The sequence below is a fragment of the Micromonospora sp. Llam0 genome (assembly GCF_003751085.1).
In the GTDB taxonomy this organism is placed as follows: domain Bacteria; phylum Actinomycetota; class Actinomycetes; order Mycobacteriales; family Micromonosporaceae; genus Micromonospora_E.
Genome location: NZ_RJJY01000001.1, coordinates 5,493,733 through 5,507,059, shown reverse-complemented (window position 1 = coordinate 5,507,059; position 13,327 = coordinate 5,493,733). Strand labels below are relative to the sequence as shown.

Genomic DNA, 13,327 nt, shown 5'->3' with positions numbered 1-13,327 from the left:
CGGCGAGATGAAGACCTGCCTGGGAGGAGCGGCTTCGACGTGGGTCAGGTCTTGGGGCAATGCCGTTCATTTAAGGGTGTTTGGGCAGGCCAGGTGGGGTGTGGGTGGTCCGGGGTGGCGGGTGTCGCGGTCGGTGGGGCGTTTGACGCGGTAGGAGTTGTGGCGGGCGCGTTTGATCGCGCGGGGGCAGGTGCGGTGTCGGCGTGGCGGGAGTCGATGACGCAGGAGTTCGGCGATGGTGTCGGCGACAGCGGCGTTCAGGCGCTCAGGGGGTGATGGCCGCCTGGTCGGTGACCTGGCGGCGGACGACCCGGACGCCCTGTATGAACGACATGCGGTCCGGGTCGTAGCCGGCCGGGTCGGCGGCGTCGACCAACAGGGCCCGGATGGCGTAGTGGGCCAGCAGCAGTCCCCACATCTGTTGTTCGACCAGGTCCGGGGTCTTCGACCGCAGGACCTCGCCTCGGCCGCGTAGGTCGGTCTTGATCTCGCCGAGGGCGGACTCTTCCTCCCAGCGTTGCTGGTAGGCGGCGGCGAGGTCCAGAGCGGGTATCTCGTAGGAGTCGAGGACCGTGGTCACCAGGGTGATCAGTTCACCGTCGGGGTTACGCTCCGGCACGGTGTACTCGACCACCCGCACCAGCCGTGCCACGTCCGGGTCGATGTCACCGCCGGCGCGGGCCAGTTCGACCAGACGACGCCGTCGGCCGGCGCTCAGTCCGGGCCGGTAGACCAGGGCGAGGTAGGAGCCGTCGGGAAGCCAGCGGACGTGGCCGATCGACACCGACGCGCCGACCCGCCAGGCCAGGTCCGCGCCGGTGTCCGCGTACCGGTTGAACAGTTCCCAGGAGTAGAGGCCGGCGTCGGCCAGGACCAGCATGTCCGGCTCCACGATGCCGGTGAGGTCGGCGGCCAGGGTGCGTTCCCCGGTGCGGCACGGTCCCAGCACCGCGCCCACGATCGCGTGGGTGCCGCACTCGGCCAGGGCGGCGACGTGCAGCTTCGGGTAGGCCGACGCCTTCGGCCCGGAACCCGTCCGCCCGAACCGTTCCACATTCGCCGGGGTGTCGGCCACGTCGAAGCTGGTCGCGTCGATCGCGCACAGCCGGCGGCGGGCCAGCCACGCGCCTTTGGTGCCCGCGTTCGCCAGCGGCACGGCGGCCCGCTCGAACAGCGCTTTCATCGGCTCGGGCCCGAGTCGTTGCCGGGCCTGGGTGATCGCGGACTTGGTCGGGACCTGCCAGTCGTCGTCCCACGAGCCGAGTGTGCGCAGGTTACCGACCAGCCGGCGCATCACCTCGTCATACGACTCGGCGAAGAACAACCCCATCGCGATCACGTACCGGACCATCACGTGCGCGGGCAGCCGCCGGGTGCGTTTCTCCCGCCGCTCGGTACGGTTCAGGACCTCTTCCAGCAGGTCACGACTGAACCGGGCCGACACCACACCCAGCCCGATGTGGTCGGTCAACCGGCCCCACGGCCGTGATCCTGTCTCGACTACCGATGACGTCACGGCCAGCCACCGTACCGGCCCACCCACAGCCGAGGTCAGTTCACCACGCTGACCTCGCCAGACGCCCTATCTGAACGGCATTGTTGTGTCCCGAACGCGAAAGGACAGGAATATGTAGGAATATCTGTCTTGCGGCGATGCTGTACGGAAGATGAAGGTTTGGCCCTTCGGAGTCGCTCTGCTGGGGGAGGCTTCAAACCACCTCATGCTGCATTAGCTGAAGACTGTTGTGGTGAACGATGGGGAAAAGGCATCCATTCGAGATGTCAGGTGGGGGTCGGGAAGGCGAGCGAAAGCGAATCGCTGATGACGTGTCGAAAATTAGAAGGCGACATCGAAACCGGGGTGTCAATGCGATCCCGGGATGAGTCTGGCGGGGACCAGTTTACTGGCCAGGCGGTGTCCGGCATACAGGCGACGCGAGCCCGACCTGCGGCTTTCGTGCGGAACGGGAGAAGGCGTGTGAGGAAACTACCCGCCGCTGCTGGGGCGGGTGAGAGGGAGCGTTCCGGGCGGCCCGAAGCCGTGAGGAACTGAGTACCGTTGCCGATCGCGCTGGCGGACCGACTCGTAGTAGTGGCGAAGCTCCTGTAATAGGGGTGGAGCGAAGGGGTCGGGTCGTTCGTGACTGGTTTACTCGATCAACCAGCCTTGTGGTTGGGAGGAGTCGCGTGGATGAGTTGAAAGCACTGGGCAAGCCGTTCATGATTTCGAAGCGGGCTGTCTGGGAGGCGTACGAGAAGGTGAAAGCGAACAAGGGTGCCCCGGGCGTGGATGCGGTGTCCCTGGCGGACTTCGAGCAGGATCTGAAGAACAATCTGTACAAGATCTGGAATCGAATGTCGTCGGGAACATACTTTCCGCCTCCGGTGCGTGCGGTGGAAATTCCCAGGACTGGGGGAGGCGTCCGGGTTTTAGGCGTGCCCACGGTCGCGGACCGGATCGCGCAGACGGTGGCAGCGCGGGAGCTGGAAGCGCGGGTCGAACCGATCTTCCACCCTGACTCGTATGGCTACCGGCCTGGGCGGTCGGCGGTCGACGCGGTAGCTGTTTGCCGTAGGCGGTGCTGGCAGAACGACTGGGTGATCGATCTGGACATCCGGAAGTTCTTCGACACGGTTCCGTGGGAACTGCTACTAAAAGCAGTCACCGCGCATACTGATAAGCCCTGGGTTCTGTTGTATGTGGGACGCTGGTTGAAGGCGCCACTGCAACTACCCGACGGCGTGCTACAGGAAAGAGATCGTGGTACCCCGCAAGGGTCCGCGATTTCACCGGTCCTGGCTAATCTGTTTCTCCATTACGCGTTCGACGCGTGGATGGCCAAGGTGTTCCCGGTCGTCCGGTTCGAGCGTTACGTGGATGACGTGGTCGTGCACTGCGTCAGTGAACGGCAAGCTAAATACGTGCTGGCCGAGATCACGAAACGGATGACTGGGGTTGGGCTTGCTCTACACCCGGAGAAGACCCGGATCGTCTACTGTCAGGACGACAACCGGCGTGCAGATTCATCCGAGCACACCGAGTTCGTTTTCCTCGGCTACAGCTTCCGGAGACGCTCCGCGCGAACAAAGGAAGGAGCGATGTTCCTGTCGTTCCTGCCGGCGATCAGTAGCCAGGCCCTGAAGAAGATCAGTGCCCAGGTGCGGTCCTGGCGGCTGCACCATCGCACATGCCTAACCGAAGCGGACCTCGCCGATTGGATGAACCCGATCGTACGGGGTTGGATGAACTATTACGGGGCGTTCTACCGATCGGCCCTGTATCCCCTCCTGGAACGTATCAACGCCTACCTGCTGCGGTGGGTCCGTCGAAAGTACAAACGGTTGCGGGGCAAGAGGAAAGCCCGGTCGGCATGGAACAGAGCCGTTCAGAAACGCCCGAGGGCTTTCGCCCACTGGGCGTGGGTCACCCACGCTCCCACGGTCTGGTGACCAGAGCGACAAGAGCCGTATAACGGGCGACTGTTACGTACGGTTCTGTGAGGGCCCGGGGGTGAGATTCCCCCGGGCTACTCGGCGGTCTTGGGGTGCGGTCCGACCACGGCCACAGGCGGGCGCGCTTCATGGAATCTCATTGAGGAGTGCTCCCACGAGCACCGCTGGCTGCCCTCGGTACCTGAGCTGCGGCCGCGCCTTCCCCGGGGCTGTCCGGCGGATTCGGTAGCGTACGTCCCTGTGACAGCTTCCGTGCTTGCCGAGGTCGCCGCTCTCGACCTGGCTGCCCAGGACCTGCCGTTTCTGGTCGACGTGTACCGGCTGAAAAAGGTCGATGAAGTTCGATATCTGCCCGATGGGTTGATGAACCGCAACTGGCAGCTTCGCACCACCGGTGGCGCATTTGCGCTGAAGCTGCTGTTGGACGCGCCCGTGTCGACCGTGCGACGCAATCTGAGCGTCGCTGCGGCGCTCGCTGCGGCAGGGGTCCCGGCGTGTCCGCCGGTGCCGACCATCGGCGGTGATGTCGTCGCCGAGGTGGATGACCGCGCTTACAGTCTGTTCGGCTGGCTGGAGGGCGAGCACATTGCGGGTACCGGATTGTCGGCCGGTCAAGCACATCACCTTGGCGGTGTGGTTGGCAGGCTGCACCGCGAGCTCAACGATCCGGGCCTGCGGAGGTGGCTGCCGGCTGCCGGTGCCGTCACGGCCACGGTGGCAGCGCCCGGTGAGGCGGTGGCCGAGGCTGACCGGTATCTACGCGCCATCGGCGCGTTCGCTTCGGCGGCACCGTTCGATGTCCAGACGGTCGAGTTGCTGCGGCGGCGCAAGGCGCTCATCGCCGAGTATGGGCATCTGCGCCCGGCCACTGGTCAACCGGCTGGCCCTGCCGGATACACCCATGGTGATCTTCAGCATCGCAACATCATCTGGCGTGATGGGGTGGTGGCCGGAGTGATCGACTGGGATCGGATCAGGGTTCGCCCGTTCGGCGAGGAGATCGCCCGGACCGCCACGCTGCAGTTCGGTGGTGAGGCGGGCGAGTTGGATCTGGAGTTGGTGGCCGCGTTCGTCGCCGGGTACCGTGCGGTGGTCGCGATTAGTGATGCCGAACTGGCCGACGCGGTGGACCGCCTATGGTGGAAGCGGGCCTCGGACTTCTGGCAGCTGGTGTTCCACTACGACCGAGGCGACCACTCCTGTGACCACCTGTTCTTCTCCGGTGAGACGTTTCTGCACTGGTGGACGGCAAACCGGGGTCAGGTTCGCGACGCCTTCGCGGCGCGACTCTGACTCTCGCTACTCGCAGGGCGATGTGCTCGATCTTCCGGAGCGGAACTCTAGGGCCGCTGCGGGTCCGCGCTGGATGAGGCTAGAAACGGATCATGGATCGGATGCCTTGGCGTGCTTCGGCGTCGGCCATCGCCTCGTTCACGTTGTGCAGCGGCCTGTTGCTGGTGATGATCTCCTCGCTGCGCAGGATGCCCCGCATCGCCAGATCGGCGTAGCGCGGGATGTCGAAGCGAGTGCGCACCGATCCCATCACGGTGCCGGTGATCCCGCGACCGTGCCGCAACAGGGCCGCTGGCAGGCGAATTTCGGCGCCGGGCGGCATCATTCCCAGAACGGTGGCCTGCCCACCGGGGCGCAGTACGGCGAACGCCTGCCCGGCCGTCTCGGCCAGGCCGACCGCCTCGATCGCGGCGTCGACGCAGCCGGGCGCGATCGCGAGAATTTGCTTGGTGACGTCGCCGTCGGCTGGATCGATGGTGACGGTGGCACCGAGCTTGGCGGCGATCTCCCTGCGGTGCGGCTCCAGATCCACGGCGATCGTCTCGGCAGCGCCGCTGATCCGTGCGGCCTGGACGGCTGCCAGGCCGACCCCGCCGCAGCCGAACACGGCCACTGTCGACCCCGGTGCCGGGCGGGCGACGTTGAACACCGCCGCGAGACCGGTGGTCAGACAGCAACCCAACAGCGCTGCGGCGTCGAAGGACAGCCCGGCGGGCATCGCCACGAGTGCGGCCTCGTCGACGAGCATCAGCTCGGCGAACGCGGAGACACCCAGGTACTGGCGTACGAGCCGCCCGTCGATGGTCATTCGTGTTTTCTGGCGCTGCTTGGTGCCTGAGTCGGTGCAGTAGACCATGCGTCCGGTCAGGCAGGCCGCGCACCGTCCGCAGAAGGTCTGATCACACACGATCACCCGGTCGCCGTCTTTGAAGCCGCTGACTCCGGCACCGACGGCCTCTACAACACCGGCGGCCTCGTGCCCGAGCACGGTGGGTACGGGGAAAGGCATGGTGCCGCGGGCAAAGTGCAGGTCGGTGCCGCAGATCCCGGCCGACACGGTGCGCACCAGGACTTCGCCGTACGCGGGCTCGCTGAGTTGGATGTCTTGTAGCTGGAAGGGCTCGCCGGGCTTGTGCATCACTGCGGCGCGGCAGATATAGGTCATCGGTGGACCTCCTGGGGCGGTGGGTCAGGAACGGTGGGTCAGCACGTGAACCAGGGCCTGGCCGACCTGGGCCATGTAGTCATCGGCGGCCACGGTGGGGATCTTGAGGATGAGGGTGCTGCGGCGTGCTTGCCGGTAGTGGGGGAACGCGCCTGGGTCTGGGGGCCGCCATGGGCTGTGTTGTAGGTGTGGCCAGTAGCGGTGCAGCAGCGCCGGAGTGTGCAGCAGCGGGCTGGCCAGCCAGTCCGGGTAGATGCGCCGTACGGGGATGCCTTGCGCGGCAAAGGTTTCGTGCAGCGCTTCAGCGTCGGCGCCGGGCTGAAGAAGCCGTAGCGGGGTGCCGTACCAGCCTCGGACGCTGCCTGGGCCGGGATCGGGCACGGCGATCGGGGCGGCGTGGTCGTGCAGTACGTCACGCAGGATCGCGAGGTTTGCCTCGGAGGCCGCCATGCGTTGTGGCAGGCTCGCCAGCTGCTGCCGGGCGATGACCGCCGACAGAGCCGGCATCCGGTATTTGTGTGCTGCGCCGGTGTCGGCGGTCGCCACCAGTTCGGGCAGGGTCAACTCGGCCTGCAGGCGGTGAGGATGATGCCCGAGGCTCATAGCCCGTTCGTAGACGGCCTGGTCGTTGGTGGTCAGGATGCCGCCCTCGCCGCCGGAGACCGACTTGGCCTCCTGCAAGCTGAAGCATCCGGCGGTGCCCCAGGAGCCGACTGGGCTGCCGGCGTGGCGTGCCCCGTGGGCGTGGGAGCAGTCCTCGACCACAGGGACTGCGGCGACTGCGGTCAGTGTTTCCATGGCGGCGGGTAGGCCCCAGGCGTGCGTGACGAGCACCGCGCTGACGTCGCCCGATTCCGTGAGCGCGGATGTATCGAGGTTGGCCGACTCGGCCCCGACGTCGGCAAATACCGGGAAGCTCCCGGCCTGGAACGCAGCGGTGATCGGCGAGATCCACGTCATCGGTGACATGAGCACGCCGGCGTCTGGACGGGCACCGACCGCGTGTAGGGCGGCCTTGAGTGAGGCGGTGCCGGAGTTGAACGACAACGCGAAGGCGGTGCCGGCTAGGGCGGCGAAGGCGTCCTCGATTGAGGCGGTCGCCGGGCCTCGGGTGGTCTCCGACAGGTGTCCGGTGTCGAGCAGTTGCAAGACGGCTGCACGCTCGGCTGGTCCGTACTTCGGCTGCTTCGGGAACGGAAGTTTGACTAGCGGAGCGACGGCGGTCATCGCGGCCCGCCTGCGGCGACGACCCGTACGGCGTGTTTGATCGCGTCGTGTTCGGTGCGGTGCAGGTGTGCGCCGCTGCCGCCTGGGGCCGGTGGCAGGGACAGCCAGAACACGCGCAGCTCTTCGGCGACGGCGATCACGTCGTGGTCCAGTCCGGCGGCGGTGAAGATGATGTCTCCGGCCGTGATGTGATGCTGCTCGTCGCCGACCTGGACCGTGCCGGTTCCTGCGGCGACGAGCCAGAACTCGTCGAAATCGTGGTAGTGGCGGTCGAAGGTGGCGGTGCCGTCGGAGCGGATGACGAACATCCCAGCTGATTGGACCGGGAAGCCAGGCGGTCTGCTGTCCGGGGTGATCCGCTGGCGGGCAGCGGTGTGGATGACGGTCATGTGGTTCCCTTTCACATCGGTGGTGCGGGTCAGATGGCCAGGCGCGGGATCGCGCGCGGAGCTCCGTGGTGGAGGTCGTCGAGGTCGGCGGCCAACTGCGCGGCGCGCAGGCGTACCGTTTGTGGGTTGCCCTGGCGGGCGTGCCAATGCAGCAAGGAAGTGGCGATACGCAGGCGGTATACGGTGAGGCGGTAGCGGATCTGCAGGCTCGGCGGTTGGTCGAAGTAGCCGTCGAACAGCGCGGTGGTCAACTCGGGCGGCTCCTGCAGCGACCAGCCCGCCAGGTCGGTCAGCGGGTCGGCTCCGCGCACGCTCTCCAGGTCGACAAGTCCGGTGACCCGGCCGGCGTCGGCGATGACGTGCCGTGCGGCCCAGTCGCCGTGGACCAGTCGCGCGGCAACACCGTCGCAGTTCCTGGCGTGCTGTATCAGGGCGCGGCGCGCCCGGGCCTCCAGCGTTGGCAAGCTGACGCCGGCGATCCGCGAAGGGATCGCGCAGGTGCGGCCGCCGAGTAGCCAGCTGCGCATCGACGGATGTCGGCCGTGTCCGTCGGCGTCGAGCTGCCCGAAACCGTCGACCGCGGTCGCGTGGACGCGGCGTAGCAGCCTGCCGGCCTGCCGGGCGACGGCAGTATCTGCGGCGGCCAGGTTTACGTCGCCCGCCGGATCGGCGAGCGGCAACCCAGGGCACCGGGTCTCGACGCAGCTGTGCTGGTCGAACCAGAGAATGCGGGGCACGAGGACGCCTGCCGCCGCCAGGGTGGCGCTCGCCCAGGCCGCGACGTCGTACCGTGCGGCCTGGTGCCGGCGTAGTTTGATCATCACTGGGCCGTGGGCGGTGGTTGCCGAGTAGAGCCGGTTGTCCGCGCCGCCGCACAACAGGGTCAGCCCGGCCCGGTCGGCTGCCGGCTCTGCCCTGGCCAGCGCGGCACGAGCTGCGGTGTAGGAGTCGCTGCCGATCATGACCGTTCCCACGCCGGGGCGACTGGGGCCGGGCGGCCTGTGCGCGCCGAGGTCAGCGCAGCGTCGAGTAAAGCGATCGGGGCCAGCGGCGGCGGTGCGGCGGTTCCGGCGTGCAGCGCGTCGACCATCGCGTCGATGCACAGCCGGTATCCCGGTGGTGTGTCCAGCAGGTGGATCAGGCGATCGCTGTCCTGACGGCCGGCGCAGGCGGTGACAGTGCCCGCGCCGTCCCAACGGGCTGCGAACCCGTGTGCTTCGACCCGCCAGATTCCATTCGCCGGAGTGCGCAGCTGCGGCCCGGTGTACCCGACGCGGTAGCTGGCGAGAGAACCGTCTGCGAATGTGACGATCATGGTGGCGAGGCCGCCGTGAGGGCCGACGAACCCGATCGGCGTCTCGGTACAGCAGACCTGCACCGCAGGTGCCGGCACCAGCTCGCTCAGCTGGTCGAACGCGTGCACGGCTAGGTCGGTGGTCACCGGCAAACTTGTCTTGCTGCGAAACCCGGGGTCCGGCAGGCTGACCAGGACGTCTCCGGTAACCATGAGCGGTCCCTCCGTAGCCTGGCGCAGCAGGTCCCGGAACTGCAGGAACTGGCCGTCGCGGGCACGGTTGCGCATCACTGCGAGCAGCAGGCCGCGCTCGGCGGCCATCCCGGCCAGCATGCTGGCATCGGCAAGGCTGGTGGCCAGCGGCTTTTCGGACAGCACATGCAGTCCTGCCGCCAGAGCGCTGCGCGACACAGCGGCGTGCAACGCCGGTGGCGTGAGATTGACCGCCACCTCGGCGTCAACGGCGGCGAGGGCGGCCGCCAGGTCGGGGAACCACCGCGCTGCCACACCGGGATGCCGAACATCCAGCCGCTGCGCGGCCGTGGCGTCGGGATCCACGAACGCGGTGACGCGGACGCGGGGATCGGCGCTGAGCGTCCGAAGCCACCGCGAGGCGATCGCGCCGCAGCCGATGATGACCGTGTTCACGTCGTCGCCTCGACCGCCGCTGGGGCTTGCCCTTGCGCGACGCGAGCACGCAACCGCTCGGCCTGCTCGGCGACGGCCGAGGTGAGGTCATCGAGCCCACCGGCGCTGTCGAAGCGGATCACCGTCGGGGAGATCGGACCGGAAAAATAGGCGTTGAACCCCGCAGCGAAAGGCGGCGCGTAGAAGATGCGAGGCATGGCAGTCCGCCGGGCTGCCCGCTGTTCGATGACCTCGGCCGGGGCGTGCAGCAGCACCGTCAAGTCCGGCACCACGATCGAGCTGGCCAGCACCAAAGCGCGACCGGCGGCGTCGGTGTCGAAACCGCGCAAGCGGCCCACGGCGTGGGAGTGAGCGAGCAGCGTGTCGACTGTCCGGTCGAGAATCACGTCCCTGCCCTGATCGTGAGCCTGGATCGCCAGTCGTCGCCGCCGCGCCTCGATGTCGAGAAAGGCTGCCAGCGCGGCCATCTGTTCGTCTGCGGTCGTCGCCGATGGGGCGGGAAGCTGGCTGGGGTCGGCGGCACAGTGGTAGTAGCAGGGAATCACCAGCGGGTTGTGCAGCCGCTGGGCGAGTTGGGCCGACAGCGTGGTCTTGCCAGTACAGCTCACCCCCTCAATCCCGATGATCACGGCTATCCTCCTCGGACGGTGGGACCGTTGTGTTGCGCCGGTTTGTTTTCGGCGACAGCGCAGCGTCGCCTCGGGTGATCCGGTCCGCCACCGCAGCGATCGGGCCGGTGGAGCGCAGCAGGTAGGCGGCGAGAACCTCGATGGACTCGCTGGCCTCCTGCCGCACGGTCAGGTGCCGGCCCTCGGCACCGGCGAGCATCCGCACGGGGGTGACTGTGCCCAGCCACAACGCCGCAGCGGCCAGGACTCGCACCGGTGGGCGGAACCGGCCGGCGGCCAGCACGAGGCACGCCGCCGTAGCGGGACCGGCGGCGAGCCACGCCAGCCCCCGGTAGGCCGCCACGGTCAGCATGGCCGCGTGTTCGGCGGTGGTCCCGACGGCATCGGCGCGCGCCCGCGCCGCGCACCGGGGGTAATCCAGGTAGTTTTGGAACCAGCGTCGTCCTTGGGCGATAAGGTCGCGCACGTCCTCCGGCGCGTCGGCGACCGCCAGTCCTGGCACGCAGTCCACTGGGATGCCTTCGACTGTCAGGCGGTATCCGAACGGCAGATCGTCCAGGACTGTGTAAGTCGGCAGGCCACCAAGCCGGGCAAAGACATCACAACGCACGAGCAGCCCGTGGCCGACGGTCTGGGCAAGTCCCCGCATCGCCGCATCCAGCAGCGGCACGCCTGTGACACGCCGGGTCGCCCACGCGAACCGGCGGAAACTGGGAACCTCGCGGCGCAACGTCCACAGCGTCTGCACCCGGGCGGCACCGCGACAGAGTGCCCGGTCGGCCCAGCTCGGACCGGTGCCAGCGGTGGTGAACCGGGCAGACTGCTGCACTACGGCCGGAAGTTGCCCATCGGCGCTGGCCCGTTCGGCAATGAACGCCAGAGTGCGCCGCATCAGGCTTTCACCAGGGCGGGAGTCGACATCGTAGACAGCGATGTAGCCGACCGCATCGCTCCCTAGGCTGGCTGCGGCGTGGTTGACCTGGGCTGCCTTGCGGCCGTTCCCGTCGAACTGGACATGACGCACGTGCGCTGGCCGCAGCAGCCGGTCGAGTTCCTCCTCAACGACATGCGCGGTCAGCGGAAAGCGCTGAAGGACCTCCCTAGCCGCAGCCTCCGTCAGCACCCCGCTTTGGGTCTTGGCTGCGGCATCCACCAGATCGTGCAGCTCCGCGTTACACAACTGGGGAAACCGGACCGGGGTGATCGACTGCACATGGCAGCCCGTCAACAACCGGATGATGTGTTCTCGCTCGCGCTGCTCCCGGCCGGTGCTGACGATGGTGAGCGTCGAGCCGGAGAACTGGTCCAACAGCGGAACGAACCACTCCAGCGCTGGGCGGATGTGGGGCTGCTCGCGCAACACTGGGATGACGACGTGGATCGGAATCGTGGGCGCGCCATCGCCGTCAGCTGGCCTGGCTACGGCGGCGAACTTGAGGGTGCTCCGCAGGTTGAGGGCACCAATGGTGTGCCGAGTCAACACTGCGGTCGCCAGCCAGAATTCCGGCCGTCGCCACAGACTCCGGCCGCTCATCGGCTTGCTTCTGAAGTGGCGAGCAGGAAAGACCGGTAGCGCTGCAGCGCCGGGCCGGCCGGGTAGCCGGGAAGCCACGGCTTGTCGCTGCCCGCGAAGTGGAGCACGGCCGCGGTGTGCTCGTCGTCGAGCAGCTGCGCAAGCGGCATCACCGGCTCGGTGTCGGTGTGGACGAAGCCGGGCTGGTCGACCAAGGGGGAAAGCACGAAGGTGTTCCACCGGCGGTCCAGCCGTAGCCACTGATCGTCAGCCGCCACGTTGAGTGCGTCCTGATCCCAGAGTCGTACCTCGTCCGGGAAGTTGGCCAGGAACTGGGTCGCCCGCTCGAACAGCCCCGTCCTGCGGCACTGCCCGAGGTCCATCAGCATGACGCCGGAGTTGAAGTAGTCCCGCCCAGCGGGTACGCCCAAGCGCCTCCATCCGGGCAAGGCGATCCCGCCGCCAACCAGCGGATTTCGCGGGTCACGCACCGCCGCCAGCGCCGCTCCGTGTAGTGGCCGGCGCAGTAGCGGCCGCAGATCGGCGACTGCGAGCACGTCGGCGTCAAGGTAGAGGACCACACCATCGAGATCGAGAAGCTCGGCGAGCTGCAGGCGGAGATAGACCGCCGGGCTGACCCAGCCGGACACAGGTCCGCGCACAGTGATCCCATCGGCGGCGACGAGCCGGATCGGTAGGCCAAGCTCGTTGGCGACGCGGGCCAACGCCGTTCGGCTGCCCTGGCTCAGCCGGTGATGCACGACCAACAGGCGCAGCTCGCCGACGGCGTCGGGGTGTGCGGCGGCCAGCGAGCGCATCAACGCCTGCAACGGCTTGGCGTAGCCGTCATCGATCGCGCAGACGATGGGCGGCAGTGGCGCATGGCCGTGCGGTGCCGCAGGAGGGGGTGGGGAAAAGACAGTGGTCATAGTAATCCTTTCGTCGCAGAACTGGAATCCCGCTGCGCCTGTACGAGAATCTCTGACAGTGATTCGACGATCGCCTCACTCTGGTCGATTCGCAAATAGAACGACTGTCGACCTTCGAAATCACCCAATTCCAGCCTGATGAAGTCGGTCGGCTGCGGGTCCTCCGGATAGCGCACCAGTTGGACCGTCACCTCCGTGCCGGGCCTCTTCGGACGCGGGTTACAGATGTACTGGCGGCCCCAGTGGGCCGGCGGCCCCGACGTGGGGTGAAACTCGGCCGGACCGGCGACGGTGCACTGATCCGGATCACACCACACCGGGTGGCCCAGGCCGTCTGAAGCCGCTGGGGCGAGTCCGTCCAAGATGCGATCCTTTCTAATGCTGAAGTGGTGCTGGAGGAAGTAGGTCACGCCACGATTGGAGAACCGGTAGATGTGGGCCGGACGGTGTGTGGACGACGCGGTAGTGACGGGTCACTGGCGCCACCGTCGATCCCCACGTCGCGTTCGTCACGCGGCATGACATGTCGCGGGAGAAGAGAGTCGACCGCAGTTCCGCCGCCAGAACCAAGAACGAAGGTCACCAGAACTGCGAATTCCGAACTTGTGTCGACGACGCCCGGCCGCCACTGGCCAGTGCGGGGTGCCCATACCCATACTGGATCGTTCTTGCGGTAGGTTCCAGCGTCCGCGATTCGATCGGGCCGGCGCTGATTCGGGTCGATAATGGGGAAAGAGGACGACATCATGGCTCCTCAGCCATTGCGCTAATGGTCAATCAAGGAAAA

At 67.4% G+C, this 13,327-nt stretch carries 12 protein-coding genes; 2 read left to right on the top strand and 10 right to left on the bottom strand.

What is annotated here, in order from left to right:
* Positions 1–265: 265 nt before the first annotated feature.
* Positions 266–1,516 (bottom strand): IS4 family transposase, encoded by a 1,251-nt coding sequence (locus tag EDC02_RS24040; RefSeq protein ID WP_233606257.1) that lies wholly within the window; start codon positions 1,514–1,516, stop codon positions 266–268.
* A 671-nt stretch (positions 1,517–2,187) separates the two neighbouring features.
* Here EDC02_RS24040 and ltrA point away from each other — a divergent pair.
* On the top strand, positions 2,188–3,450 hold the full coding sequence (ltrA, locus tag EDC02_RS24035; RefSeq protein WP_199757747.1) for a group II intron reverse transcriptase/maturase: 1,263 nt from the start codon (positions 2,188–2,190) through the stop codon (positions 3,448–3,450).
* A 255-nt stretch (positions 3,451–3,705) separates the two neighbouring features.
* Positions 3,706–4,746, top strand: a complete 1,041-nt coding sequence (locus EDC02_RS24030) for a phosphotransferase (RefSeq protein WP_123603899.1) — start codon at positions 3,706–3,708, stop codon at positions 4,744–4,746.
* Positions 4,747–4,825: 79 nt separating this feature from the next.
* Here EDC02_RS24030 and EDC02_RS24025 read toward each other — a convergent pair whose 3' ends face one another.
* The 9 genes from EDC02_RS24025 to EDC02_RS23985 are packed head-to-tail and all read right to left on the bottom strand — an operon-like array spanning position 4,826 to position 12,950.
* The gene (locus EDC02_RS24025) at positions 4,826–5,911 is read right to left on the bottom strand and encodes a zinc-binding dehydrogenase (protein WP_123603898.1); all 1,086 of its coding nucleotides are present in this window, start codon (positions 5,909–5,911) and stop codon (positions 4,826–4,828) included.
* A gap of 24 nt (positions 5,912–5,935) precedes the next feature.
* Complete coding sequence (locus tag EDC02_RS24020) at positions 5,936–7,138, bottom strand: DegT/DnrJ/EryC1/StrS aminotransferase family protein (protein ID WP_123603897.1); 1,203 nt, start codon at positions 7,136–7,138, stop codon at positions 5,936–5,938.
* A complete protein-coding gene (locus tag EDC02_RS24015) occupies positions 7,135–7,527 on the bottom strand; it encodes an AraC family ligand binding domain-containing protein (protein ID WP_123603896.1) in 393 nt (130 codons plus the stop codon). Before EDC02_RS24015 ends, EDC02_RS24020 begins: the two co-directional genes overlap by 4 nt.
* A 29-nt stretch (positions 7,528–7,556) precedes the next feature.
* A complete protein-coding gene (locus EDC02_RS24010) occupies positions 7,557–8,489 on the bottom strand; it encodes a phosphotransferase family protein (protein ID WP_123603895.1) in 933 nt (310 codons plus the stop codon).
* Positions 8,486–9,469 carry a Gfo/Idh/MocA family protein gene (locus EDC02_RS24005; protein WP_123603894.1) on the bottom strand — a complete coding sequence of 328 codons (984 nt, stop codon included), beginning with the start codon at positions 9,467–9,469 and terminating at the stop codon, positions 8,486–8,488. Before EDC02_RS24005 ends, EDC02_RS24010 begins: the two co-directional genes overlap by 4 nt.
* Entirely contained in the window at positions 9,466–10,098 is a 633-nt protein-coding gene (locus EDC02_RS24000) for an AAA family ATPase (RefSeq protein ID WP_158632278.1), read from the bottom strand. Before EDC02_RS24000 ends, EDC02_RS24005 begins: the two co-directional genes overlap by 4 nt.
* Complete coding sequence (locus tag EDC02_RS23995; protein WP_123603892.1) at positions 10,082–11,632, bottom strand: glycosyltransferase; 1,551 nt, start codon at positions 11,630–11,632, stop codon at positions 10,082–10,084. Before EDC02_RS23995 ends, EDC02_RS24000 begins: the two co-directional genes overlap by 17 nt.
* On the bottom strand, positions 11,629–12,540 hold the full coding sequence (locus EDC02_RS23990; RefSeq protein WP_123603891.1) for a glycosyltransferase family 8 protein: 912 nt from the start codon (positions 12,538–12,540) through the stop codon (positions 11,629–11,631). The genes EDC02_RS23995 and EDC02_RS23990 overlap by 4 nt, the downstream gene beginning before the upstream one ends.
* Entirely contained in the window at positions 12,537–12,950 is a 414-nt protein-coding gene (locus EDC02_RS23985; protein WP_123603890.1) for a hypothetical protein, read from the bottom strand. The genes EDC02_RS23990 and EDC02_RS23985 overlap by 4 nt, the downstream gene beginning before the upstream one ends.
* Positions 12,951–13,327 lie beyond the last annotated feature (377 nt).